The sequence below is a fragment of the Methyloversatilis sp. MC4-4 genome (genome assembly GCF_049843555.1).
Taxonomy (GTDB): domain Bacteria; phylum Pseudomonadota; class Gammaproteobacteria; order Burkholderiales; family Rhodocyclaceae; genus Methyloversatilis; species Methyloversatilis discipulorum_B.
Map to the genome: position 1 here is coordinate 1,314,741 of NZ_JBBHZK010000001.1, position 22,859 is coordinate 1,337,599.

A 22,859-nucleotide genomic window follows, 5' to 3' on the forward strand; every position below is an offset into this window, starting at 1 on the left:
GCTCAGTCCGTGATGCGGACCGGGGTGCCCGCCGGCACCAGGTCGAACAGTTCGATGATGTCGCGATTGCGCATGCGCACGCATCCGATCGAGCCGGGCACGCCCATCTCCGCCGTATCCGGGCTTCCGTGCAGATAGATGTAGCGACGCATCGTATCGACCTCACCCAGCCGGTTCACGCCCGGCTCGCAGCCTGACAGCCAGAGAATGCGCGTCAGTATCCAGTCGCGGCCCGGATGTGCGGCCGCCAGCTCGGACGACCACAGTTCGCCGGTCGGGCGCCGGCGCACGAACACCGTGTTCGCCGGCGCACCGGCGCCGATGCGGGCGCGGATGACGTGCCGCCCGCGCGGCGTGCGGAAGCTGCCGCGCTGCTCGCCGGCGCCGTTCTTCGCTGTCGACACCCGATAGCGACGGATCAGCACACCGGCCTCGTCGTACAGGCGCAGCCACTGCGAGCGGATGTCGATGTCGATATGCATCAGGCGGTTTCGATGCGCCGGCGGCGGGCGGCGAAGAAGTCGCTCAGCAGGCGACCGCATTCCTCGGCCAGCACGCCGGACTCGACTTCAGCATGATGGTTGAGCCTGGGCTCGGCGAACAGGTCGGTCACGCTGCCACAGCACCCGGTCTTCGGGTCGCGCGCGCCGAACACGACACGCGCGATGCGCGCGTGCTGGATCGCACCGCTGCACATCGCGCACGGCTCGAGCGTCACGTAGAGCGTGCAGCCGGGCATGCGGTAGTTCGCCAACGCCTGCCCCGCCGCGCGCAAGGCCATCACCTCGGCATGGGCGGTCGGATCGTTGGCCATGATGGGACGATTGAAGCCGCGGCCGACGATCTCGCCGTTGCTGACCACGACGGCGCCGACCGGCACCTCGCCGAGCGATCCCGCCTCACGGGCGAGCGCAAGCGCCTCGTTCATGAAGAGCAGATCGGCGTCGCTGCTCATGACCGGCCCTCAGGCCGCTGCATCGGCCTTGCGCACGCCGAAGCGCAGCATCGAATCGACACCGATGATGAGAATGAGCGCACTGATGAACAGCACCATGCCGGCGAAGCCATGCAGGAAGCCCTGACCCGCCTCGTCGCCGAAATGGTAGGTGATCAGCGTCAGCACGATGACGCGAATCACGTTGGCGCAGAATGAGATCGGCACGATCAGGATAGCCAGCGTCACATTGCGGGCAAACGAGTCGTGACGGACCAGATTCAGGTAGAGCAGACCCAGCGCCTCGAGCGTGAACAGCGAGTGCAGGCCAGCGCAGGCATCGGCCACCAGCAACTGGTACTGGCCGATGACCAGGATGACGCCGGTACGTGCGATCGGGTAGCCCAGCGCGTACAGAAGATGCTCGGCCGCCCACGACACCCCCATCTTCATCGGCTGCGTCACCGCGTCGACCAAAATGCCGGGCAGCGGAATCATGAACAGCATGAAGAACAGCGGGAACCACAGACGCAGAAGCGTCGCACGACCGAAGAACACCAGTATCAGACCGGCCAGCATGGGGATCAGCGAGCCGATCTCGAAGATCAGGATGTCCTGCGAGCGGCCAAGGATGTAGAACAGCAGCGATGCAACCACCAGTGGCCAGCCCAGCAAGGGCGCAGGCGCCGGCTGGATCTCGTCGGCTATGCCGTTCCATTTCGTGTAAAGCAGCCACAATGCAACGGCGAGCACGATGGGACCATGCGCGTTTTCGTCGGTGCTCCAGATGCCGTTGAACAGGTCATGAAAGCTGGGGCCGTACATCGCGGCCATACCGGCCAGCACGATCCAGAACGGCGCCCAGCCGAATGACAGCGCGTGGGCGCCGAGGCGCATGGAGTGCGGAGAAGACATGCTCGAGGCGCTCACCGAATGATCGATTCCATTCTGACCGGCCTGATCAGGGCTCGTTCATCACCGAGCCGACGACGGTCGCGCTGGCGGTGATCAGTTCGTCGGCCAGGCGACGCAGGCGCGAGGCGCGGCTCACGTTCTTGCGCGCAACCATCAGCGCACCGCTCGCGCGTACGGCAATGGTCTGCGCGTCGGCGTACTCGGCGCCTGCAGGCGTGTCGATCAGGATGACGTCGAAGTCCTTCGACAACTGCCCCAGCAACTGGCTGAACACCGGTCGCGACAGCAGTTCCTGCGGATTCGGCGGCACTGCACCGGCCGGCATCACGCACAGGTCGAGCAGCGCCGGCACGCGCTGCACCGCATCCGGACCACCGCGCCCGGCCAGCGTTTCCGACAGACCGACCCGGTTGCTGACCGAGAACAGCGTGTGCTGACGCGGGTTGCGCATGTCGGCGTCGATCAGCAGCGTGCGCTCGCCCAGCTGGGAGAACACGACGGCCAGATTGGCGGCGATGAAGCTGCGCCCCTCGCCACGCTCCGGACTGACGATGGCCAGCGTCTTGCGCTCGGCTTCGGCGTCGAACCAGCGCAGCATGAGCTGACTGCGCAGCGCGCGCAGTTCTTCGACCTGGTGGGTGAAGGGACGATAGGCCGCGATCACCTCGTCACTGACTGCGCTTTCGCCAGCCTGCAGGAATGGGTAGTCGAACTGGCGCGACAGCGCGAACTGGATGTCGGATTCCTTCAGCAGGCCGAGCGAGATCGCCGCGTCGCCGAAGCGCAGGCCGCGCTCGCGCTGCGCACGCAGGATGCGCTCGGCGCCGTCCGGGCTCAAGCGGCCGGCGTCGATCAGGATGGCGCCGATGGCCCGCCCGGACCCGGTGTCGATGGAAGTGGGTGCGTTCATGGTGATGTCCTTCAGGCGGTGGCCGCGCGGGCGCGTTTTGCACCCTTGTTGAACTTGACGGTCGAGATCAGGCCGAGCACCGGCACACCGAGCAGTTGCTGCAGATCGTCGTCACCGCGCACACGCTGATCCAGCAGTTCGAGCAGCAGCACGGTGCCGACTGCCAGCAGCACGCCGAGGAAGATGGCGACCAGCGTGTTCAGCAGCAGGTTGGGACTGGAGTGCTCGACCGGTGCGATCGCCGGCGTCAGCACGACGATATTGGTCTGCGTCGTCTGGCTTTCGAGGCTGGTCTGGGTGAAGCGCTGGGCCACGGCGTCGTAGGCGCGCTGCGCGCTCTCGACCTCGCGCTGCAGGACGGCCAGATCGTCACGCTGCTTCTTCAGTTCGAGCACGCGGTTCTTCTGCGCCGCCAGTGCTGCACGCACTTCGGCCTCGCGCTGCACGTTCACGCGATTGCTCGTGCTGAGCGTGCTGGCCACCTTCTTCATTTCGGCGTCGAGCTTGCTGCGCAGGGTATCGACCTCGCCCTGGGCGCGCTGGTACTCCGGGTGGTTGCGACCGAAGCGCTGGCTCATTTCGTTCAGCCTCGACTCACCGCGCGCCAGTTCCGACTTCAGGCCGATGATGAGCGAGTTCTGCTGCACTTCGGGCAGCGTTTCGATCTGCGACTGGCTGACCTGCGCCTGGCGCGACGAGCTGTCGCTGCGCTGCGCCTGGATCGCGGTGTACTGGCTGGAGAGCTCGGCCAGGCGAGCGCTCTCGATGTCGAGACGCTCGTCCGTGTTGACGATGCCGGTTTCCTGCTGGAAGGCCGACAGCTTGCTCTGCGCCTGTTCGAGGTTTTCGCGCAGCGCCTTGGACTGGCCAGCGAACCAGTTCGCGTACTGCTTGGCCGGTTCGATCTTCAGTTCAAGGTTGGTGTCGATATAAGCCTGCGCGAAGGCGTTCGCGACGGCCGCGGAGAACGCCGGATCCTGGCCGCTGAATGCGATAGACAGCACGTTCGAGTCGCGCGACGGCTTGACGTCGAGCTTCTTCTTCAGCAGATCGGCAAAATAGGCGTCCATCGAGCCCTGACCGTCGGTCGCTTCGCGCCACTGTTCGACCGCCTGGGCGCTCTTTTCGAAACCAAGCATCCGCACCACGCGCTGGGCGACGCGATCCGAGGTAACGATGTCCACCTGGGTGGCCATGTAGCCTGGCGTCACCAGCGCCGGCAACGTGACGCCAAGGATGGGATCGGGCGACTTCACGTCGATCAGCACCGAGGTGGCCGAAGTGTATTGCTTGGGCAGCACCAGACTGACTACCACCGTGGTGGCGACGACGACCAGAAGCACGGCCAGACCGACCAGCCAGCGCGCACGCAGAATGAGCAGGAATTGCTGAAACGTCATGGAATCATCCGATCAGAAAAGGCTTTCGCGCACGTAAACGACATCGTCGCTCTGCAGCGTCATCGACATGTCGGGCTCGATCGCCTCCACCGCACCGGCCGCATTGCGGCGATGCAGCTTGAGGCGCTTGTCGGTGCCGCGCAGCGTGATGCCGCCCCCCTGGGCGAGCGCCTGCATCACGGTCATGCCGCGCTCGAGGCGGTAGGACCCCGGACGATTCACTTCCCCGTAGATGTAGAACACCGGCGCGCGGTGGATGTAGAGGATGTCGCCCCCCATGACGGGGATGTCCGCATTGATCCCTTCCGGCTGGAACAGGGCCGGAATGTCGATCTCGGCGCGGAAGGGCTTGTCGTTGCGGGTACCCACCAGCGTCACGATGTCGGCACCGCTGACCGAGGCACCGCCGGCAGTAGCCAGCATGTCGGTGACCCGGGTATTGGCGATCTCGATCGGATAGCGGCCCGGGCGATTCACCATGCCCAGCACCGAAACCTGGTTGCCGCGGATCTGCAGCAGCAGCACGTTCACCTGCGGCTTCAGCACGAAACCGCCGTCGCGCAGCTTGTCGGCGATCAGCTTCTCGGTCGCCGGCAGCGTCAGACCGCCGACCGCCACGCCGCCAATCAGCGGATAGGTGATGCTGCCGTTTTCGGTCACCCGCGTCTCGACCGTCAGGTCCGGGTTCTGAAACACGGTGACACGGATGATGTCGCCCGAACCGAGCACGTACTCACGTGCATCGGCGGCACCCGCGGCCGGCAGCAGCAGCATCCCGAAACAAAGACCTAGCAGCAGACGTACGAACTTCGTCATATCGAGGGGTTTCCAGTTGATCAGTCCGAAAGGAGGTGCCGTGCGTCGGCGCGGCGCCGTTCCGAGAGAGGCTTACTTGAGCCCCGAAAGTCCCTTGTCCACCGCCGATTCGGTAGCGGCGGCAGGCGCAGCAGCCGGTGCGGCAGATGCAGCGGCCGGTGCTGCAGCAGCCGGCGCTGGCGCAGTGAATTCGCCCATGTACTCGATCTTGCCGCTCTCACGCAGCTTCTTCACTTCCGACTGTGCCAGCTCACCCTTGCGCTGGTTCAGCAGGAACTGTTCGATCACCGGCCGTGCGGCGTTCTCGTCGACCGGCACGCTGCGCGAGGCAGCCACCTCGATCACCAGAATGCCGTTCGAGGTGCCGAGCACGCCGATCTGGCCGTCCTTGATCTGGTGCACTCGCTTCACCATTTCGAGCGGCAGCTGCTCGGCGGGTTTGGTCACCGCATTGGCGGTGAAGCGCACGTTCTCGCTGCGCAGCCATTCTGCGATCTGCTGCAGATTGCGCGGTTGCGACATGAACTGTTCGAGCTTGGGCGTGAAGTCGGGGCCGGCCGCGATCGCCAGCTCGCGCAGATTGAAGATGCGGCGCTCGGAGAACAGCTCCGGATGCTGGCTGTAGTATTCCTTGATTTCGCTGTCGGTCGGCTTGACCGCAGCGCTGGACACCTGCTCGAGGTAGGCGCGGGCAAGCACCTCGCGACGCGCAGCCTCGATCGCCTGCAGCGTCTTCGGATCGCGGTCCAGCTTCTTCTCGACCGCCTGCTGCACCAGCAGCTCCTGGTCGATCAGGCGCTCGAGAACCTGACGGCTGGCCGCCTTGGCCTGCTCGGGGTTCGCCACATTGGTACGCTGCATGACCTGATTGATCTGATGCACCGAAACTTCACCGCCGTTAACCTTTGCGGCAACCTGAGTCGCCGTCTTCTTTTCGCCGCCCTCGCCGCCGCAGGCAGTCAGGATGGCTGCAGCGATGACGGTCAAGGCGATGGAACGGCGTGCGTGATGTGGCATGTTTTCCCCGAATGATTATTGCTGATTTGTGACATGTGGCCGTCGGGCAAGATAGCCCAACTGACCAAGGCTGAACAGTATCGGGCGCGTGTTACAACGCCGTTGCGTGAAATGTTTCCGTAATGCAGCATGCCCGCCACGCGACGATGGCGGCATGCCATGCCTTGCTCCGCGGCCGGCGGCAGACAAAGCGGGCCGCGCCGACCACCCCCGACCAACCCTCGTGCACACGATAGAATCGGGCACGCTTCCCGGTTCATATCGTCTTACATATGTCTTTCTCTCCCGACGCCTTTGCCGAGGCCTTGTCCGTGTTCGCGACCCACGAACGGATGGATCCGCTGATGCTGCTGTGCAAGCTGACCGAGGAATCCGGCGAACTGGCGGAGGCCGTGCTGGTCCAGCGCGGCTACAAACCGCACAAGACGCTGCCCGCGGACGCGTCACTCGACGAAGCCGCCGACGTGTTGCTGTGTCTGCTGCTGGTGCTGTCCCGCCTGTATCCGGAGCGCAGCCCCGCACAGCTGGCGGCCCAGCTGGCCGAGCGCATCGACGGCAAGCTGGCGCGATACGTCGCACGCCAGCCGATGGCGCAACCGGAGCACTGACATGCCGACCTTCGAACTCGTGTCGCTGCTGCTGATCGGCGGCCTGATCTGGTTCTGGCTCGACAGCCTGAATGCGCGCGAAGCGGGCATGGAAGCCAGTCGTGCCGCCTGCAATGCGGAAGGCACCCAACTGCTCGATGATACCGTAGCCATCCGCTCGACCTCGCTCGCCCGCGACGAAGGAGGTCAGATGCGCATCAAGCGGACCTACGCCTTCGAATACAGCGACACCGGGAACAACCGACGCCAGGGCTCTGTCACGCTGCTCGGCCGACGCGTGATCGCGCTCTACATCGCACCGCACGTCGTCTGAACACTGCTCACGCCTGCACCGGCCCGCGGCCGGTAACACCATGAAATTCATACTCGACTTCTCGACCCCGGACAGACTGCCACGCCGCCTCGTGTTCGGCGAACCGCTGGAAGTGGTTCGCGCCGACAGCGTGGACGCCGTCCGCCCTGCCCTGCGTCGCGTGGCCGAAGCCACGCGGGGCGGTCTGCACGCGGTCGGCTACGTCGCCTACGAGGCGGCGCCGGCCTTCGATCGCGCCGCGCGCGTGCGCAGCGGATGCAGCGTGCCGCTGGTGTGGTTCGGCCTGCACCACGCGCCGGTCGACTGCGGCCCCGACGCACCGGCCCCGTTCGAGGTGCCGGCGTGGGAACTGGATACCGCGCGGGACGAATACGGACAGGCGATCGACGCAATCCACGCCGCCATCCGTCGCGGCGACGCATACCAGATGAACTACACGGTGCGCGCCCACGCACGCTTCTCCGGCGACGCTCAGTCCTACTACGAGCAATTGCGACAGGCGCAGCAGGCCGAGTTCTGCGCCTATGCGGACATCGGCACCCACCGCATCCTGTCGGCGTCGCCGGAGCTGTTCTTCGCGTGGCAGGACGGCGTATTGACGACGCGACCGATGAAAGGCACCGCACGTCGCGGCCAGCTGCCGGAAGAGGACGCCGAACTGGCGCGCTGGCTGCGTGATTCGGAAAAGAACCGTGCCGAGAACCTGATGATCGTCGACCTGCTGCGCAATGACCTGTCGCGGCTGTCCATGCCGGGTGGCGTGCAGGTGCCGCACCTGTTCTCGATCGAGAACTACCCGACCGTGCTGCAGATGACCTCGACCATCACCGCGCGCACCCGCCCCGAAGTGACGCTGGACGACGTGTTTGCCGCGCTGTTCCCGTGCGGCTCGATCACCGGCGCCCCCAAGCTGAAGTCGATGGACATCATCGCCGACCTCGAGAAATCGCCGCGCGCGGTCTACTGTGGCGCGATCGGCCATGTGGCACCGGGCGGTGCGGCGCGCTTCAACGTCGCCATCCGCACGGTCACGCTCGACGCAGCGAGCGGACGGATGGAGTGCGGCCTGGGTGGCGGCATCACCTGGGATTCGGTCGCCGCCGACGAGTACGCCGAAGTGCAGACCAAGAGCCGCTTCCTGACGCGCGCCGGCAACGGCTTCGAACTGTTCGAGACGCTGTTGCTGGTCGATGGCCGCTACGAACTGCTCGACCGCCACCTCGCCAGGCTGACCGCTTCGGCGCGTCATTTCGGCTTCGCCACCCCGCAGGACGCGGCGGCGGTGCTGGCGGCGCATGCGGCGGCACACCCACAGGGTCGTCTGCGCGTGCGCCTGCTGTGCGCCGCCGACGGCCACCTGCGCGTCGAGAGCGGCGCCGCTGGCGAGCCCGACAACAGCCCGCGCAAGGTCAGGCTGGCGTCCGCACCGGTGTCCCGCGCCGAACCGCTGCTCTACCACAAGACCACACGCCGGGGCATTTACGACGCCCACCTGTCGCAGGTCGCCGGCAGCGCCTTCGACGTGCTGCTGTGGAATGACGCCGGCGAGCTGACCGAATTCACCCGTGGCAATCTGGTGCTCGACATCGACGGCTGCCGCTACACGCCGCCGGTGTCGAGCGGCCTGCTCGACGGCACCTTGCGGCGCGAGCTGGTAGAACGCGGCGAGCTGGTGGAACGCGTGCTCACCTGCGAGGACCTCGGCCGCGCCCAAGCCGTCTGGTTCATCAACAGTGTACGCGGCTGGATACCGGTCACCATCGACAACGCGCCGCTGGACACGGCCCCCGCCGTCGTTCCCGCCTACGCCGACCCCTATGCCGGACACCGCGACGCGGGCTGAGCGGCGCCGGCACCGCGGCCTCGTCGTCGGTCTGGCGCTGCTGCTCGGCGGCTGCAACGGCAGCTTCTCGCCACGCTACTACTGGCAGGCGGCACACGGCCAGTTCGAGCTCTGGCGGCTGGCGCGTCCGCTGGCCGCAGTCGATGCCGACCCGTCGAGCACGCAGACGCTGCGCCACAAGCTCGCACTGGCGGCCGAGATTCGCGACTGGGCCAGCCGCGAGATGGCGCTGCCGGACAATGGCAGCTATCGCCGCTACGCCGACCTCGGGCGCCCTTTCGTCGTCTGGAATGTGTTCGCGACCGAGCCGCTGTCTATCAAGCCGCGCCAATCCTGCTTCCCGATCGCTGGCTGCGTGAGCTATCGCGGCTTCTTCGCCGAAGTCGAGGCTCGCCGGCACGCCGACGCACTGGCGGGCGAAGGGCTGGACGTGCATGTGAGCGGCGTGCCGGCCTATTCGACACTGGGCTGGTTCGACGACCCGCTGCTGAACACCTTCATCCACTACCCGGAAACCGAGCTGGTGCGTCTCATCGTGCATGAACTGGCGCACCAGATCGTCTATGTGCGCGACGACACCGAATTCAATGAGTCCTTCGCCAGCGCGGTGGAAGAGGAAGGCGTGCGCCGCTGGCTGTCGCGCCCCGGCAAGGAAAGACTGCGCGACGGGTTCGAGCGGGCGCAGCGGCTGCGCAGCGATTTCGCCGCGCTGGTGATCCGCTATCGCGACGCACTGGAGGCGCTCTACCGCAGCGATCTGGCGGATTCCGAAAAACACGCCGGCAAGGCGCGCCTGCTCGAAGAACTGGGCACGGATTATCGCGCTCTGCGCGACACGCGCTGGGCCGGCTTCCGCGGCTACGATCGCTGGTTCGCGCAGGACATCAACAACGCGACGCTGGCGTCGATCGGCCTCTACACTGCAGCCAGACCGGCCTTCACGCGACTGATAGCCGCCTCGCCCGACATGCCCGCCGTATGGGCGACCATGCGCGAGCTGGCTGCACTGCCGCGCGACGAACGACGCGCCCGGCTCGGCCTGCCCGCCTTCCAGGAAATGCCATGACACATCCGTCCGACCTTGCCCCGCTGCGCGCGCTGATCCGCACCATTCCCGATTTTCCCGAGCCGGGCATACAGTTCCGTGACATCACGCCGCTGCTGGCCGACGCACGCGGCCTGACGCAGGCACTGGACGCACTCGAACGCAGCATCGAGCCCGCCAGCGTCGACATCGTCGCCGCCATCGAGGCACGCGGCTTCCTGTTCGCAGGTGCGCTGGCGCAGCGACTGGGCGCCGGTCTGGTGCCGGTTCGCAAGCCCGGCAAGCTGCCGGGCCCGACGCTGGGCGTCGACTACGCGCTCGAGTACGGCAGCGACCGGCTGGAAATGCACGTCGGCGCTTTCGCCAGTGGAGCGCGGGTGCTGGTACTGGACGACCTGATCGCCACCGGCGGCACCGCCGTGGCCTGCGGTGAACTGGTCGAACGCGCCGGTGGGCAACTCATCGGCTTTCGCTTCCTGATCGACCTGCCGGCACTCGGCGGCTCGGCCCTGCTCGCCGCACGCGGCTGGAGCAGCCACGCGCTGCTGCAGTACTGACTTAGAACAGGTACTGCAGCGACATCGATACGCTGCGGACGCGGTACTGGTAGAACTGAACGTTCGAATCGCGCGAGTCGTGGCGCAGTTCGGCGTTCGCGGTCAGATTGCGTTGGATGGCCCAGGTGGCGCCGAGACTGTAGGTCGTGATGTCTTCCTGACGCGCCGTGCCATCAATGCCGAAGAACACCCGATAGAACGCCTGCTCGGCCGGAGAGAGCGTCGAGAAGAAGCTGTCACCAGATGCATCTCGGGAAAGCCACTGGACACGCCCGTCGAACCGCAACTTGCCCGTTGCCTGCCACATCGGCGCGATCGAGTATGTCGTCGTGCGGAAGTAACTCGACACGATGTCGTCAAGCGCGCTGATCTGGCGTTCCGCGAGAAAACTGACGCCGAATTTGCCGGTCGGCGTCCACTCCCACCCCACTCTGCCGTACACATCCTCATAGTCGCGCTCGGGCAGATTGTCGTGCTTGCGATTCGCCTGCCCGACTGATGCCGACAGGCGCGAATGCCCTACCGGCTGCCAACGTATCCTCGCTTCAAGATTCTTCTGCGAGTAGGAGTTGGTAACGTTGGAGGTCGGCAGGCGGTTCGGATAGTCGCCCTGCGTGTCGATACCCACCAACTCGAAAGAGGTGCCGCCGCGCGTCGTGTAGCGTGCCCCGACTTCGTAGCGATCAATGTCGTAATCACTACCCAGTCTCGACGGCACACCATTACGCAAGCTGTCCCTTGAGACTCCGCCGATCAAGGCCCAGAACGCATCCAGCTTGTATGTCGCGTCGAAGCGCAAGTTCTCTAGATCGACAAGATTCTTGACGGGTGTCAGGGAACGAAAATCGTTGAAGCCCTGCATGTAACGCCGGTTCGAGTACCGCAACTGTCCGGACAGATCGTTGCCCAGTTCCCACTTCCAGGAGGCAAGGACGTTGTGGCCGTCGTTGTCCAACGTTTTGAGATCGTTGTACCGCGTCATGATCTGCGATGCACTCGCGGAGAGCTGCTGCCGACCAATACGTTTGTTGAAGTTCAGCCCGACCGAAGCGACGTAACTCTGATCGCCCCGCGGCGCATTTAACCCGAAGACGGCGGGAGGACGCTGCCCATCCGGCAGATAGAGCACGTTGTCCTGATACTGCCACGAAGCCGAGGTCACGAGAGAGAAGGCGTCGTCCTCGTCGGCCCAGGCGCTGTCTGCGCGCGGCAGTGTCAGTAACAACAGCACAACGGGCAAACATTTTGAAATGTTATTGTTCATCGAAGAGAGTATGAATGCGGGCCGTGACGCTTTTCTTTCCAGCGCGCAAATCGTGAAAATGCGCAAAATCGCTTCCGGTATTCTAGCTGGCACGTCGTCTGCAGGTATCCAAGTCCATTGAATTCACCGGTTTCATTCCCGATGCTCGCCAAGTTTGAGCGTAACACTTCCGTATTGCGGGCACCGTTGAGCCTATCCGGCATGGTCGAAATGTTCCTCGACCCGCTGTCGCTCATCCTGTCCCTGATCGCCTGCGCGCTCTATTTCGGCGATACCGTCGACGCGCGCTATGTCGTGCTGTCGCTCGTCGTTTTCTCGCTGTCCTTCCCCGGCTCGTCGCTGCTCAGCATGCGGCCGCGTCGGGTGATCCGGCAGACCGTAATCAGTTGGCTGCTGATCGCCTTCATCCTGCTGTTCTTCGGTTACGCCAGCCAGTACATCGAGAACTTTCCCTACGAGGTCGTGGTGTCCTGGCTGGTCGCGGCACCGCTGACACAGCTGGTCGCCCACTTCGTTGCCCGCGGCTATCTGCAGCGGGCCGCGGCGCAGGAAGCGAACCAGACCCGCGTCATCATCGTCGGCTGCAACGATATCGGTGTGTCGCTCGCCGAACAGTTCGAAACCAATCCTTACCTGGGTGTGCGCTGCGTCGGCTACTTCGACGACCGCGCCCCGGAGCGCATCACCCAGCTCAACGGCCTGCCGCTGCTCGGTCGCCTGCGCGATCTCGCCGCCTACGTGAAGGCGAACCGCATCGACCAGATCTACCTGGCACTGCCGATGGCCAGCCAGCCACGCATCCTGTCGCTGCTGGACGATCTCAAAGATACGACGGTGAGCATCTTCTTCGCACCGGACATTTTCCTGACTGACCTGATCCAGGGGCGCATGGACTACGTTGCGGGCGTACCGGTGGTGGCCGTCTGCGACACGCCATTCACCGGCATCAACGGTCTGGTCAAGCGCGCGAGCGACATCGTGCTGTCCATCATCATCCTGCTGCTGATCTCGCCGCTGCTGCTGGCGATCGCGATAGGCGTGAAGATGAGTTCGCCCGGCCCCGCGCTGTTCCGCCAGCGCCGCTACGGCCTCGACGGCAAGGAAATCGTCGTCTACAAGTTCCGCTCGATGACGGTGCAGGAGGACGGCGGTGTCGTGAAGCAGGCCACCCGCAACGATCAGCGCATCACCCGCTTCGGCGGCTTCCTGCGTCGCACCTCTCTCGACGAACTGCCGCAGTTCATCAACGTGCTGCAGGGGCGCATGAGCATCGTCGGCCCGCGGCCGCACGCGGTGTCGCACAACGAGACCTACCGCAAGCTGATCAAGGGCTACATGGTGCGCCACAAGGTCAAGCCGGGTATCACCGGCTGGGCGCAGGTAAACGGCTATCGCGGTGAGACCGAAACGGTGGACAAGATGCAGAAGCGCATCGAGTACGACCTTGAATACCTGCGCACGTGGTCGCTCGGTCTGGACCTCTGGATCATCGTCAAGACAGTTGCCGTCGTCTTCAGCGACCGAAATGCCTACTGAGGTCATGCGTCTGCAACCTTATCTGCAGTGGGCAGCCGGGCTGTTCGCGCTGACGATGATCGCCAGCCTGATCCGCCTCGGCGAAACCTCGCTGGCGGTCGGCCTGATTCCGTCGCCCTGGGACAAGCTCGCCCACGCCGGCACCTTCGGCGCGATCGCGCTGTCGCTGTGGCTGGCGGCCGGCCGGCGCTGGCTGTACGCGTGCGCAGGACTGGCGCTGGCGCTGGCTTGTTACGATGAGTGGCGGCAGCTCATGTTGCCGGGGCGCGAAGCCGATCTTTACGATCTGCTCGCCAACACCGTCGGCATCGCGCTGGCGGTCTGGTTCGCCACCCAACTGACTTCGAAGGAAGGCTGATGCGTACGCCCGTCATGCTGCTCGCGACACTGCTGATGCCCGTTGCCCACGCCGGCGACACGGCGGACTATCAGCTGCGGCTGCCAGGCGGCGCCGACTATCGTCTCCATCAACCCGAATCGCCGCGCATTTCAGAGGCCGAACGCAAGCAGGCACGCCGCGAAGCGCTGGGCAAGCTGCCGTTCTCCGCACAGATCGAGGCGGCGGCCGAGGCCGGCGGCATCGAACCCGAACTGCTGCACGCCGTCGTTCACGCCGAGTCGGCCTACAACCCACGCGCCGTGTCGCCCAAGGGGGCGCTCGGCCTGGCCCAGCTGATGCCGTCCACCGCCCGCATGTACGGCGTGTCCGACGCGCTGAAGCCCGCTGACAATCTGCGCGCCAGCGCGCGCCACCTGCGCGACCTGCTGGACGATTTCGGCGACATCGAACTGGTGCTGTCCGCCTACAACGCCGGCGCCGGCGCGGTCAGAAAGTACGGCGGTGTACCGCCCTACGCGGAAACACGCGCCTACGTGCCCAAGGTTGCCGGCCGCTACGAGGCGCTGAAGAAGCGCGCAGAAGTACCCGAACAGCCGCTTCCACCGAGCCCCTACCGCCTGCGCAGCGACGACAGCGCGCTGCGGCTGGTGCAGACGCCGGACTGATGCCCCTGCCTCACAGCGCCGTTCAGGTCGCCATCGTCGGCGGCGGACCGGCCGGGCTGATGGCGGCCGAAGTGCTGTCGGCGCGCGGCTTCGCGGTCGATCTGTACGACGCCAAGGCCTCGGTCGGCCGCAAGTTCCTGCTCGCTGGCAAGGGCGGCCTCAATCTGACGCACGCCGAAGCCGCCGATCAGTTCGTTACGCGTTACCGCGAACGCCGCGCCGAAGTCGGTCACTGGCTGGCCGAATTTGATGCGGCCGCGCTGCGTGACTGGTGCGCGGGTCTCGCCATCGACACCTTCGTCGGCAGTTCCGGGCGGGTATTTCCGACCGACATGAAGGCGGCGCCACTGCTGCGCGCATGGCTGGCGCGGCTGCGCGCGGCCGGCGTGCGCTTTCACATGCGCCAGCGCTGGACCGGATGGAACGACGCCGGGGCACTCACCTTCGACACGCCGGACGGCGAGCGGCAGGTCGGTGCGCGCGCGGCGCTGCTCGCCCTCGGCGGCGCCAGCTGGCCGCAGCTCGGCTCCGACGGGGCCTGGATGCCGCTGCTCGACGCGCGCGGCGTCGCGCTCGCGCCACTGCGTGCCGCCAACTGTGGCTTCGACATCGACTGGAGCACGCACTTCGCCGAGCGCCACGCCGGCGCACCGCTGAAGAACGTCGCCATCGGCTTCGACGGAATGGACGGGACGCCGATCGAACGACGCGGCGAGTGCCTGGTAAGCGCGCACGGCCTCGAAGGCAGCCTGATCTATGCGCTGTCCGCCGCGCTGCGCGAACGGCTCGAACGCGACGGCCACTGCGACATCGCGCTCGACCTGCTGCCGGCGCACGACGCGACACGCGTGCTCGACGAAATCCGCCGCCCGCGCGGCTCGCGTTCGCTCAGCTCGCATCTCGCCAGCCGGCTCGGCTTGGGCGGCGTCAAGCTGGGGCTGGTGCACGAGGTGCTGGACAAGGCTGCGATGGCCGACCCGTCACGCCTGGCGGCGACGCTAAAGGCGCTCCCGCTGCGCCTGCAGCGCACCCGGCCGGTGGCCGAGGCCATCAGCACGGCGGGTGGCGTGCGGCTGGAGGCGCTGGACGACGGACTGATGCTGAAGGCGCTGCCCGGCGTTTTCTGCGCGGGTGAGATGCTGGACTGGGAGGCGCCGACCGGTGGCTACCTGCTCACCGCCAGCATGGCCAGTGGCCGCGTCGCGGCCGCTGGCATCGCGCGCTTCCTTCAGACGGCGTGATAGCCGGTCACGCGCTCGACCTCATTCTTCGACCCGAGGATGACCGGCACACGCTGGTGCAGCTTTTCAGGCTGGACGTCCAGGATGCGCTGATAGCCCGTGGTCGCCGCGCCGCCCGCCTGCTCGATCAGCATCGCCATCGGATTGGCCTCGTACATCAGGCGCAGCTTGCCCGGCTTGGTCGGGTCCTTGGTGTCCTTCGGATACATGAAGATGCCGCCGCGGGTCAGGATGCGGTGCACATCCGCCACCATTGAACCGACCCAGCGCATGTTGAAATCCTTGCCGCGCGGACCGCTCTTGCCGGCGATCAGCTCGTCGATGTAGCGCTTGACCGGCGCTTCCCACCAGCGCGCGTTCGACGCGTTGATCGCATATTCCTTGGTGTCTTCCGGCACGCGCATGTTTTCGGTGGTCATGACGAAACTGCCCGTCTCGCGGTCCAGCGTGAACGCGTGCACGCCGTTGCCCACGGTCAGCACCAGCTGGGTGGCCGCGCCGTACACCGCGTAGCCGGCTACCAGTTGCTGGGTGCCGGGCTGCAGGAAGGCCTTCTCGTCGACCGGCTCGACGCTGCCATTCAGTTCAGGGCAGCGCAGCACCGAAAAGATGGTGCCGACCGAAATGTTCACGTCGATGTTGGACGAGCCGTCCAGCGGATCGAACAGCAGCAGGAATTCGCCCTTCGGGTAACGGTTCGGGATCTGGTGCGGCAGGTCCATCTCCTCAGACGCCATCGCCGCCAGATGACCGCCCCACTCGTTCGCTTCGAGCAGGATTTCGTTGGCGATCACGTCCAGCTTCTTCTGCACCTCGCCCTGCACGTTCTCGCCGCCGGCTTCGCCGAGCGAATTGGTCAGACCGCCCTTGCCGACTGCGTTGCCGATCGCCTTGACCGCGCGGGCGACGACTTCGACCAGGAAGCGCAGCTCGGCGCAGATGCGCTCGCCGTCGCGCTGTTGCTGGATCAGGAACTGGCTCAGGGTGATGCGGGACATGTGTCGCGACTCCGAAATGGCAGGAAATGCATTATCGTGCACAGCACCATGATCCGGGTCGCACGATTTCACGTCCGACCGATTTGAAAGCCGGCAGCGCGCCCAGCGCACGGAACCGGCAGCGGTCGCACCCGGTCATCCACAGCGTCGTCCATAACTAGAACCGCATGCACATCCTCGTTCTGGGTGCCGGCGTCGTCGGCATCACCACCGCCTGGTACCTGCGCCAGGCCGGTCACACCGTGTCGGTCATCGACCGGCAGGCTGATCCCGCAATGGAAACCAGTTTCGCCAACGGCGGCCAGATTTCGGTCAGCCACGCCGCGCCCTGGGCCTCACCGCAGGCACCGATGATCGGGCTGCGCGGAATGCTCGATTCGAATGCCCCGGTGCGCTTTTCGCCGACCGCCAACCACCGTCAGTGGCGCTGGATGGGCGCCTTCCTGTACGAGTGCCTGCCCGGCCGCATGCGTCGCAACACCGATGCACTGGCGCGACTGGCCGTCAGCAGTCAGGCCGAGCTGCAGTCGCTGCGTCACGCGCTGAAGCTGGAGTATGAGCAGTCGGAAAGCGGCATCCTGCACGTGTTTTCCGAGCGTCGCGAATTCGAGCGCGCCCGTGCGCGCGCGGAATGGCTGGCGCCGCACGGCATACGCATCGACAGCTGCGACGCCGCGCGCTGCATCGACATCGAACCGGCGCTGGCGAGCAGTCAGCGCACGCTGGTAGGCGGCCTGCACGCACCGAACGACGAGACCGGCGACGCGCACCGCTTCACGCGGGCGCTGGCCGCCGCCTGCGCCGACGCCGGCGTTACTTTCCACTACGAAATCACGGTCGAGGCGCTGGACATTCACGAGAACACGGTACGCGGCGTCGCCGTGCGCGACGCGCGCGGTGTGCGCGGCCTGCTGCGCGGCGAACAGGTGGTGTGCGCGCTCGGCACGCACACCCGCCAGCTGGTCGAGCAGCACGGCCCGCGACCGGCGCTGTACCCGATCAAAGGCTACTCGATCACCTTCCCGGCCGGACCGAATGCGCCGCGCACCAGCCTGACCGACGAGGAACACCGCATCGTGCTGTCGCGCCTCGGCGACCGCGTGCGCGTCGCCGGCATGGCGGAACTGGGCGGACTGACGGTGACGATAGAACCGGAGCGCGTGCAGTTGCTGACCCGGCTGGCGCGCGAACTGTGCCCGGACGCCGGCGATTTCGACGCGGCCGAGGCCTGGGCCGGCCTGCGTCCCTGTACGCCGGGCAATGTGCCGCTGATCGGCCGCAGCCGGATCGATGGCCTCTGGTACAACACCGGCCACGGCTCACTCGGCTGGACCCTGGCCTGCGGTTCGGCCAGGCTGCTTTCAAGGCTGATGGACGGTCAGAGCCCGGCCTTCGACTTCCCCTGCCTGACCGGCCGGCGACACTGATCAGGCGCTGCCCGGCCCCTCGAGCACGGTGAGCAGGGCCGAGGTATCCAGCGTACCGCCGCCCTGCGCCATCAGGGCATTGAGTTGCTGCCACACCGCAGCCGACAGCGGCATCGCCAGCCCCAGTTCGACCGCCTCGCCGAGCACGATGCCCATGTCCTTGTGATGCAGGCGCGACTGCACGCCGGCCGAAAAATCGCGCGTCGCCATCTTGCCGCCGAACAGTTCGAGTGCACGCGACGAAGCCGAGCCGTGCAGCATCGCCTCGCGCACCTTGCCGAAATCGACGCCACTGGCCGCAGCCAGTCGTGCCGCCTCGGCCGCTGCCTCGATGAAGGCGCACAGGACGAGCTGGTTGCAGGCCTTGGTGACCTGCCCCGCACCGTTCGGCCCGACATGCACCTGGGTGCGGCCGACCGCCGCCAGCAGCGGCTTCATGCGCTCGAACACCGCCGCCTCGCCGCCAACCATGATGGCCAGCGTCGCGTCGATGGCGCCGCGCTCGCCGCCCGACACCGGCGCGTCCAGCATGTCGATGCCGCGCGCCCTGAGTGCCGTGGCGATGTCGCGCGCCACCGACGGCGGAATGGTGCTGTGGTCGATGAAGACGCAGCCGGGTGCAGCGCCCTCGATGACGCCCCGCGGCCCCAGCACCACCTCGCGCACATCGGCGCCGGTGGTGACGATGCAGCACACCGCGTCCATGCCGCGCGCACAGTCCGCCGGCGATGCCGACGGTCGTGCGCCCTGGTCGAGCAAGGGCTGCATCGATTCGGCGCGACGCGCCCACACGGTCACCTCGTGTCCTGCACGCAGCAGGTTGGCGGCCATCGCGCGGCCCATCGCGCCCAGACCGATGAAGCCGATCTTCATCGCGAGCCCCTCAGCGCTCGACGCCGCCGAGACCTTCGAGCACCTTCAGCACGGCGATCGAATCCTCCTCGCCCAGCCCCTGGCCGACCATCGCGTTCAGCATCTGCGCCGCCGCCGCGGCCGACGGCAGCGCCAGGCCCATACGGTGCGCTTCGTTCATGACGATGCGCAGATCCTTCTGGTGCATCCACGACTTGAAGCCCGGCTTGAAATTGCGGTCCAGCATGCGCTGACCGTGGTTTTCCAGGATGCGGCTATAGGCGAAGCCGCCGAGCAGCGCCTCGCGCACGCGCGCCGAATCGACGCCGCTCTTCTCGGCGAAGGCGAACGCTTCGGCCAGCGCCAGCACGCCGACGCCGGTCAGTATCTGGTTGCAGGCCTTGGCCACCTGGCCGGCGCCGCTGTCGCCGACGCGGGTGACGTTCTTGCCCATCAGCTGGAACAACGGCAGCACGCGGTCGAACGCCTCCTGCGTGCCACCGGCCATGATGGTCAGTGCGGCGTTGATGGCGCCGACCTCACCGCCGGATACCGGCGCGTCTATCATCGACACGCCGCGCGCCGCCAGACGGGCGGCGATGGTGCGTGCCGAATCCGGCGCGATGGTGCTCATATCGACGAAGATCAGGTCGGTGCGACCGGCCGCGCCTTCGGCAATGCCCTGCGGGCCGAGTGCCACCTGCTCGACGTCCGGCGCGTCGGCCACCATCGAGAACACGACATCGGCTTCGCGCGCGACGTCGGCAATGGTCGAGTGAAAGGTCGCACCGCTGTCGCGGAAGGGTTCGAGCGATTCGGGGCGACGCGCCCACAGGTGAAGGCTGTGACCGCCCTTGGCCAGATGACCCGCCATCGGGCGGCCCATCAATCCGAGTCCGATGAAACCCACTTTCATGTCCGTCTCCTTATATGTATGCGTCGCTGTGCGCGGAGCGGCTCTGACCCCGCGGCAGGCGCCGGTGTTCCGGCGTCACGAATCCGAATATAACGCAGGCCAGCACAGGGTTCCGGCGCGGGCATAATCCTGTACCCATGAACTACACGAAACAGATCAAGGAAATCGGCCGCGGCGCCAAGGGCTCGCGCTCGTTGTCGCGCGACGACGCGCAGGCGCTGTTCGCCGACATGCTCGACGGGAAGGTGCCGCCGCTGCAATTGGGCGCCATCGTGCTGGCGATGCGGATCAAGAGCGAGTCGCTGGACGAACTGCTGGGCTTCAAGGCGGCGATCGATGCGCGCATCGCCCACATCGTCGCTCCGGCCGGCCCACGCACGGTGGTGCTGCCGACCTACAACGGCGCCCGTCGCCGCCCGAATCTGATGCCCTTGCTGGCGATGCTGCTGGTACGTGAGGGCATTCCGGTACTGATCCACGGCCGCTTCGATTTCGACACCCGCGCCGACCCGTTCGCGCTGCTGCGTGCGCTCGATCTGCCGATGGCGGACAGTCCGGCACACGCCGGCGAGCTGCTGGCGGCGCAGCGCATCGCCTGCATCGGCGTTGACAGGCTGCTGCCTGGCCTGGATGCCCTGCTGTCGCTGCGCCCGCAACTGGGCGTGCGCAACTCGGGCCATTCAATGACCAAGATGATCGATCCGATGCCCGGACGCAGCGTACGCGTGGTACCGGTGACGCATCCGGAATACCTGGAGAAGATGACGCAGTTCCTGCGTCTGGACGGTGGCCGCTCGATGCTGATGCGCGGCACCGAGGGCGAGGCCTATGCCAATCCCGCGCGCCGACCGCAGATCATCGGCTTCGTCGATGGCGTCGAATCGGTGCTGTGCGAAGCGGAAGAAGGCAGCGCACTGACGCAGCCCGAACCCGGCATCGAGGCGGAGGCGAACGCCCGCCTGATACGCGACATGCTGGAAGGACGCAGCGCGGTGCCCGCGCCGCTGCTCGCCCACCTCGGCGCCTGCCGGCAGCTCGCCTGTACCTGAGGGCGGTGCCGCAGCAGGTCGACCGCTTCAGCTCACCCTGAACTGGCTGCCTGCGTCGACCAGCGACTGCGCCATCGCATTCAGCTGCGCCGCCGTCGCGCGGTCCTCGGCCGCCATCGCGGCCGTGCTGTCGGCCAGCGCCGCGACCTGCTCGACGCCGGTTGCGATCTCGGTCGCCGCCTGCGACTGTTCCTTCATCGAGTCCGATATGCCGACGATGATGGTCATCATCGCCGCGATGTCCGCGGACACCGCGGCGATCGACTGACTGACTTCACCGACGCGATCGACGCCGCGCTGCGCGGTGGCGACCGTGCTGGCGACGCTGTGCAGCGCCTCGTCCTTGCTCGCCTGCATGGCTTCAACGGTGCGGGCGATGTCCTCGGTCGCGTTGCGAGTGCGTTCGGCAAGCTTGCGCACCTCGTCCGCCACGACCGCAAAGCCGCGCCCCTGCTCGCCCGCACGTGCCGCTTCGATGGCCGCGTTCAGGGCCAGCAGATTGGTCTGGTCGGCGATCTCCTTGATCAGCGCGACGATGGATTTCACGCTTTCGAACTGCGCGCCGATCCGCTGCATGCCGTTCTCGACCTCATGGATGGACGCGCCGGTATGGCGGATCTCGTCGGCCAGCGTGTGCATCACCGCCACCCCTTCGTCCGCCGACACGCCGCCGCGGCGCACGCGGAGGCTGGCCTCCTCGGCGTTCTGCGCAATCTGCTGGATGGACGCCGTCAGTTGCTGCACGGCCGAGGCCATGCGCTGGGTTGCTTCGCTCTGCTGACCGGTCGAGGCGGTCACCTGCTCGGCATTGGCCACCATCGTGTCGGCCACGCGCTGCGCGCTGGCGGACTCGGCCACCAGCAAGCTCACGGTGCGCGACAGCCGCGCCCGCATCTGCTCCATCGCGGCGAGCAGCGACATGCCCGCCTGCTGCGGAATCGCCGACGCGAGATCGCCGGCACCGATGCGCTCGGCCGCTTCGCCGACGCGCGCCGCCTGCAGCGCCTCGCGCGACAGGCCCAGCGCCATGTAGCACAGCAGCCCGGCCTCGGCCACAACGAATGCTGCGTGCACCAGCACCATGTTGAAGTTGGCGCCGCCATTGAAGATGAACACGCCAAGGCCGGCTGCCTGCATGAAGTTGAACGCCAGGTGGTGCACAGCGATCAAGCCGGCGGCCACCAGCACCGGCCGCCAGTCACGGTAATAGAGCAGGAAGGCGAGCAGCACGAAGATGCTGAAGTGCGCCTCGATCAGGCCACCGGTCAGCTGGATCAGCAGCGCGGCCAGCACCATGAAGGCACTGGCGAAGCCGGTGCGCGACACCAGCGAGCCCGGTGCCATCCGGAACAGCGCGTAAGGCACCAGACAGGCCGGCACGCCGACCAGCAGGGCGGTGGTCAGACCGCCTGAAATGGCTGCAAGGACGATGCACACCGCGGACAGAACGGTCGCGGTGCCGAGCATGACCCGGTCTGCGCTGACGTAATAGGCGTGAAGCGCGTGGTCGTTCATCGTGAAGGTCTCCAGAGGATGTTCTTGTCCGGTCAGTCGCGGGTCACGCAGACACCGACCGGATTGTTTTTCATGTGCGCAAGCAGCACGCCACCGCTGGCGACGAGCCAGCTTGCGAGCAGGCACCAGGCGAGCGCGGTGCGGCCTGTTCCGGTGCGGCGCTTGGAGTGGTCAGGGCCTCGATCGTTCATGACGTGTTTAACGGCCCCGCCAGGACTTACTGGAGCGCACCGGCGTGAAGAGCGGCTGCACCACATCCGTGCGAAGACGGCCCGACCGGCGACGGCCAAACGCCCCGAACAGACCTCGAAATCCAGGCAACAACTCATATGAATCAGCAGGTTGATCCCTTCTGAGCGATGGCTCCGAACGGGTGAAACGGACCTGGCAAAACTTTTGCTTTGTCGACACCCGTGAGAGGGTTGGCCGCGCGTAAGGGCATCTCTGCACCAGGCTTGGTTCACATCGGCACCATCGAAGTTCGCCTCACGGCACAGCCGGCACGGCGGACTTGGATAGAAAGGCCCGGGCACACACGACGCAACGATGCGTCGTGCCCCGGCTGGTCGCCCGGTCACTGAAGCAGGTCGACGACACAAAGCGGGCGCAAGCCTGCGACACACCGGCACCGCGTCCAGGATGGATCGGCTGCCGTCAACGCTGCGGGACGCATCGACTGCGCCGCGCAGCCCGGTTTT

Annotated in this window: 24 protein-coding genes; 11 read left to right on the forward strand and 13 right to left on the reverse strand. The window is 66.4% G+C overall.

Annotated features, from left to right (window positions below; translation table 11 throughout):
• Positions 1-2 precede the first annotated feature (2 nt).
• From WDZ97_RS06030 to WDZ97_RS06060, 7 genes are all read right to left on the reverse strand, one after another.
• Entirely contained in the window at positions 3-482 is a 480-nt protein-coding gene (locus WDZ97_RS06030) for a L,D-transpeptidase (protein ID WP_304001255.1), read from the reverse strand.
• Entirely contained in the window at positions 482-955 is a 474-nt protein-coding gene (gene tadA, locus WDZ97_RS06035; RefSeq protein WP_020164472.1) for a tRNA adenosine(34) deaminase TadA, read from the reverse strand. Before tadA ends, WDZ97_RS06030 begins: the two co-directional genes overlap by 1 nt.
• A 9-nt stretch (positions 956-964) precedes the next feature.
• Positions 965-1,831, reverse strand: a complete 867-nt coding sequence (gene xrtB, locus WDZ97_RS06040; protein ID WP_425762253.1) for an exosortase B — start codon at positions 1,829-1,831, stop codon at positions 965-967.
• Positions 1,832-1,895: 64 nt separating this feature from the next.
• Positions 1,896-2,759, reverse strand: coding sequence for a chain length determinant protein tyrosine kinase EpsG (gene epsG, locus WDZ97_RS06045; protein ID WP_019918454.1), 864 nt, complete (start codon positions 2,757-2,759; stop codon positions 1,896-1,898).
• A gap of 11 nt (positions 2,760-2,770) precedes the next feature.
• On the reverse strand, positions 2,771-4,159 hold the full coding sequence (epsF, locus tag WDZ97_RS06050; protein WP_020164470.1) for a chain length determinant protein EpsF: 1,389 nt from the start codon (positions 4,157-4,159) through the stop codon (positions 2,771-2,773).
• 12 nt (positions 4,160-4,171) lie between these two features.
• On the reverse strand, positions 4,172-4,975 hold the full coding sequence (epsE, locus tag WDZ97_RS06055; RefSeq protein WP_425762129.1) for a polysaccharide export protein EpsE: 804 nt from the start codon (positions 4,973-4,975) through the stop codon (positions 4,172-4,174).
• Between the two features lie 72 nt (positions 4,976-5,047).
• Positions 5,048-5,992 carry an EpsD family peptidyl-prolyl cis-trans isomerase gene (locus tag WDZ97_RS06060; RefSeq protein ID WP_425762130.1) on the reverse strand — a complete coding sequence of 315 codons (945 nt, stop codon included), beginning with the start codon at positions 5,990-5,992 and terminating at the stop codon, positions 5,048-5,050.
• 272 nt (positions 5,993-6,264) lie between these two features.
• Between WDZ97_RS06060 and WDZ97_RS06065 the strand changes: the two genes are divergently transcribed.
• From WDZ97_RS06065 to WDZ97_RS06085, 5 genes are read left to right on the forward strand one after another with little or no spacing between them, the layout of a single operon-like run.
• Complete coding sequence (locus WDZ97_RS06065; RefSeq protein ID WP_425762131.1) at positions 6,265-6,600, forward strand: hypothetical protein; 336 nt, start codon at positions 6,265-6,267, stop codon at positions 6,598-6,600.
• Position 6,601: 1 nt separating this feature from the next.
• Positions 6,602-6,913, forward strand: a complete 312-nt coding sequence (locus tag WDZ97_RS06070; protein ID WP_425762132.1) for a DUF3301 domain-containing protein — start codon at positions 6,602-6,604, stop codon at positions 6,911-6,913.
• A 40-nt stretch (positions 6,914-6,953) separates the two neighbouring features.
• The gene (gene pabB / locus WDZ97_RS06075; protein WP_425762133.1) at positions 6,954-8,756 is read left to right on the forward strand and encodes an aminodeoxychorismate synthase component I; all 1,803 of its coding nucleotides are present in this window, start codon (positions 6,954-6,956) and stop codon (positions 8,754-8,756) included.
• Positions 8,731-9,822: an aminopeptidase gene (locus tag WDZ97_RS06080; protein ID WP_425762134.1), complete on the forward strand. Its 1,092-nt coding sequence runs from the start codon at positions 8,731-8,733 to the stop codon at positions 9,820-9,822. Before pabB ends, WDZ97_RS06080 begins: the two co-directional genes overlap by 26 nt.
• Positions 9,819-10,358, forward strand: coding sequence for an adenine phosphoribosyltransferase (locus tag WDZ97_RS06085; protein WP_425762135.1), 540 nt, complete (start codon positions 9,819-9,821; stop codon positions 10,356-10,358). The genes WDZ97_RS06080 and WDZ97_RS06085 overlap by 4 nt, the downstream gene beginning before the upstream one ends.
• Position 10,359: 1 nt before the next feature.
• Here WDZ97_RS06085 and epsL read toward each other — a convergent pair whose 3' ends face one another.
• A complete protein-coding gene (gene epsL, locus WDZ97_RS06090) occupies positions 10,360-11,622 on the reverse strand; it encodes an XrtB/PEP-CTERM-associated polysaccharide biosynthesis outer membrane protein EpsL (protein WP_425762136.1) in 1,263 nt (420 codons plus the stop codon).
• 201 nt (positions 11,623-11,823) lie between these two features.
• Here epsL and WDZ97_RS06095 point away from each other — a divergent pair, with 201 nt between their 5' ends.
• Genes WDZ97_RS06095 through WDZ97_RS06110 form a run of 4 tightly spaced genes read left to right on the forward strand, consistent with a single transcriptional unit; the run spans position 11,824 to position 15,404 of the window.
• On the forward strand, positions 11,824-13,158 hold the full coding sequence (locus WDZ97_RS06095) for an undecaprenyl-phosphate glucose phosphotransferase (protein ID WP_304009179.1): 1,335 nt from the start codon (positions 11,824-11,826) through the stop codon (positions 13,156-13,158).
• A 4-nt stretch (positions 13,159-13,162) separates the two neighbouring features.
• Positions 13,163-13,516 carry a VanZ family protein gene (locus WDZ97_RS06100; protein WP_425762137.1) on the forward strand — a complete coding sequence of 118 codons (354 nt, stop codon included), beginning with the start codon at positions 13,163-13,165 and terminating at the stop codon, positions 13,514-13,516.
• A complete protein-coding gene (locus tag WDZ97_RS06105; protein WP_425762138.1) occupies positions 13,516-14,163 on the forward strand; it encodes a lytic transglycosylase domain-containing protein in 648 nt (215 codons plus the stop codon). Before WDZ97_RS06100 ends, WDZ97_RS06105 begins: the two co-directional genes overlap by 1 nt.
• On the forward strand, positions 14,163-15,404 hold the full coding sequence (locus WDZ97_RS06110) for a TIGR03862 family flavoprotein (RefSeq protein WP_425762139.1): 1,242 nt from the start codon (positions 14,163-14,165) through the stop codon (positions 15,402-15,404). The genes WDZ97_RS06105 and WDZ97_RS06110 overlap by 1 nt, the downstream gene beginning before the upstream one ends.
• Here WDZ97_RS06110 and WDZ97_RS06115 read toward each other — a convergent pair.
• Positions 15,392-16,402, reverse strand: coding sequence for a class 1 fructose-bisphosphatase (locus WDZ97_RS06115; protein ID WP_019918468.1), 1,011 nt, complete (start codon positions 16,400-16,402; stop codon positions 15,392-15,394). The genes WDZ97_RS06110 and WDZ97_RS06115 overlap by 13 nt on opposite strands.
• 167 nt (positions 16,403-16,569) lie before the next feature.
• Between WDZ97_RS06115 and WDZ97_RS06120 the strand changes: the two genes are divergently transcribed.
• Positions 16,570-17,829, forward strand: coding sequence for a D-amino acid dehydrogenase (locus WDZ97_RS06120; protein WP_425762140.1), 1,260 nt, complete (start codon positions 16,570-16,572; stop codon positions 17,827-17,829).
• Here WDZ97_RS06120 and WDZ97_RS06125 read toward each other — a convergent pair whose 3' ends face one another.
• Both WDZ97_RS06125 and WDZ97_RS06130 read right to left on the reverse strand, forming a co-directional pair.
• A complete protein-coding gene (locus tag WDZ97_RS06125; protein WP_425762141.1) occupies positions 17,830-18,702 on the reverse strand; it encodes an NAD(P)-dependent oxidoreductase in 873 nt (290 codons plus the stop codon).
• Positions 18,703-18,712: 10 nt separating this feature from the next.
• Positions 18,713-19,597, reverse strand: a complete 885-nt coding sequence (locus WDZ97_RS06130; RefSeq protein ID WP_024300470.1) for an NAD(P)-dependent oxidoreductase — start codon at positions 19,595-19,597, stop codon at positions 18,713-18,715.
• A 137-nt stretch (positions 19,598-19,734) separates the two neighbouring features.
• Here WDZ97_RS06130 and ybiB point away from each other — a divergent pair, with 137 nt between their 5' ends.
• The gene (ybiB, locus tag WDZ97_RS06135; protein WP_425762142.1) at positions 19,735-20,646 is read left to right on the forward strand and encodes a DNA-binding protein YbiB; all 912 of its coding nucleotides are present in this window, start codon (positions 19,735-19,737) and stop codon (positions 20,644-20,646) included.
• 27 nt (positions 20,647-20,673) lie between these two features.
• Here ybiB and WDZ97_RS06140 read toward each other — a convergent pair whose 3' ends face one another.
• On the reverse strand, positions 20,674-22,161 hold the full coding sequence (locus tag WDZ97_RS06140; protein WP_304001230.1) for a methyl-accepting chemotaxis protein: 1,488 nt from the start codon (positions 22,159-22,161) through the stop codon (positions 20,674-20,676).
• Positions 22,162-22,193: 32 nt separating this feature from the next.
• A complete protein-coding gene (locus WDZ97_RS06145; RefSeq protein WP_304001229.1) occupies positions 22,194-22,352 on the reverse strand; it encodes a hypothetical protein in 159 nt (52 codons plus the stop codon).
• Between the last annotated feature and the right edge of the window lie 507 nt (positions 22,353-22,859).

Coding starts and splice junctions, on each gene's coding strand:
- WDZ97_RS06030 (WP_304001255.1), bottom strand. CDS start 482: ATGCATATCGACATCGACATCCGCTCGCAGTGGCTGCGCCTGTACGAC.
- tadA (WP_020164472.1), bottom strand. CDS start 955: ATGAGCAGCGACGCCGATCTGCTCTTCATGAACGAGGCGCTTGCGCTC.
- xrtB (WP_425762253.1), bottom strand. CDS start 1,831: ATGCGCCTCGGCGCCCACGCGCTGTCATTCGGCTGGGCGCCGTTCTGG.
- epsG (WP_019918454.1), bottom strand. CDS start 2,759: ATGAACGCACCCACTTCCATCGACACCGGGTCCGGGCGGGCCATCGGC.
- epsF (WP_020164470.1), bottom strand. CDS start 4,159: ATGACGTTTCAGCAATTCCTGCTCATTCTGCGTGCGCGCTGGCTGGTC.
- epsE (WP_425762129.1), bottom strand. CDS start 4,975: ATGACGAAGTTCGTACGTCTGCTGCTAGGTCTTTGTTTCGGGATGCTG.
- WDZ97_RS06060 (WP_425762130.1), bottom strand. CDS start 5,992: ATGCCACATCACGCACGCCGTTCCATCGCCTTGACCGTCATCGCTGCA.
- WDZ97_RS06065 (WP_425762131.1), top strand. CDS start 6,265: ATGTCTTTCTCTCCCGACGCCTTTGCCGAGGCCTTGTCCGTGTTCGCG.
- WDZ97_RS06070 (WP_425762132.1), top strand. CDS start 6,602: ATGCCGACCTTCGAACTCGTGTCGCTGCTGCTGATCGGCGGCCTGATC.
- pabB (WP_425762133.1), top strand. CDS start 6,954: ATGAAATTCATACTCGACTTCTCGACCCCGGACAGACTGCCACGCCGC.
- WDZ97_RS06080 (WP_425762134.1), top strand. CDS start 8,731: ATGCCGGACACCGCGACGCGGGCTGAGCGGCGCCGGCACCGCGGCCTC.
- WDZ97_RS06085 (WP_425762135.1), top strand. CDS start 9,819: ATGACACATCCGTCCGACCTTGCCCCGCTGCGCGCGCTGATCCGCACC.
- epsL (WP_425762136.1), bottom strand. CDS start 11,622: ATGAACAATAACATTTCAAAATGTTTGCCCGTTGTGCTGTTGTTACTG.
- WDZ97_RS06095 (WP_304009179.1), top strand. CDS start 11,824: ATGGTCGAAATGTTCCTCGACCCGCTGTCGCTCATCCTGTCCCTGATC.
- WDZ97_RS06100 (WP_425762137.1), top strand. CDS start 13,163: ATGCGTCTGCAACCTTATCTGCAGTGGGCAGCCGGGCTGTTCGCGCTG.
- WDZ97_RS06105 (WP_425762138.1), top strand. CDS start 13,516: ATGCGTACGCCCGTCATGCTGCTCGCGACACTGCTGATGCCCGTTGCC.
- WDZ97_RS06110 (WP_425762139.1), top strand. CDS start 14,163: ATGCCCCTGCCTCACAGCGCCGTTCAGGTCGCCATCGTCGGCGGCGGA.
- WDZ97_RS06115 (WP_019918468.1), bottom strand. CDS start 16,402: ATGTCCCGCATCACCCTGAGCCAGTTCCTGATCCAGCAACAGCGCGAC.
- WDZ97_RS06120 (WP_425762140.1), top strand. CDS start 16,570: ATGCACATCCTCGTTCTGGGTGCCGGCGTCGTCGGCATCACCACCGCC.
- WDZ97_RS06125 (WP_425762141.1), bottom strand. CDS start 18,702: ATGAAGATCGGCTTCATCGGTCTGGGCGCGATGGGCCGCGCGATGGCC.
- WDZ97_RS06130 (WP_024300470.1), bottom strand. CDS start 19,597: ATGAAAGTGGGTTTCATCGGACTCGGATTGATGGGCCGCCCGATGGCG.
- ybiB (WP_425762142.1), top strand. CDS start 19,735: ATGAACTACACGAAACAGATCAAGGAAATCGGCCGCGGCGCCAAGGGC.
- WDZ97_RS06140 (WP_304001230.1), bottom strand. CDS start 22,161: ATGAACGACCACGCGCTTCACGCCTATTACGTCAGCGCAGACCGGGTC.
- WDZ97_RS06145 (WP_304001229.1), bottom strand. CDS start 22,352: ATGAACGATCGAGGCCCTGACCACTCCAAGCGCCGCACCGGAACAGGC.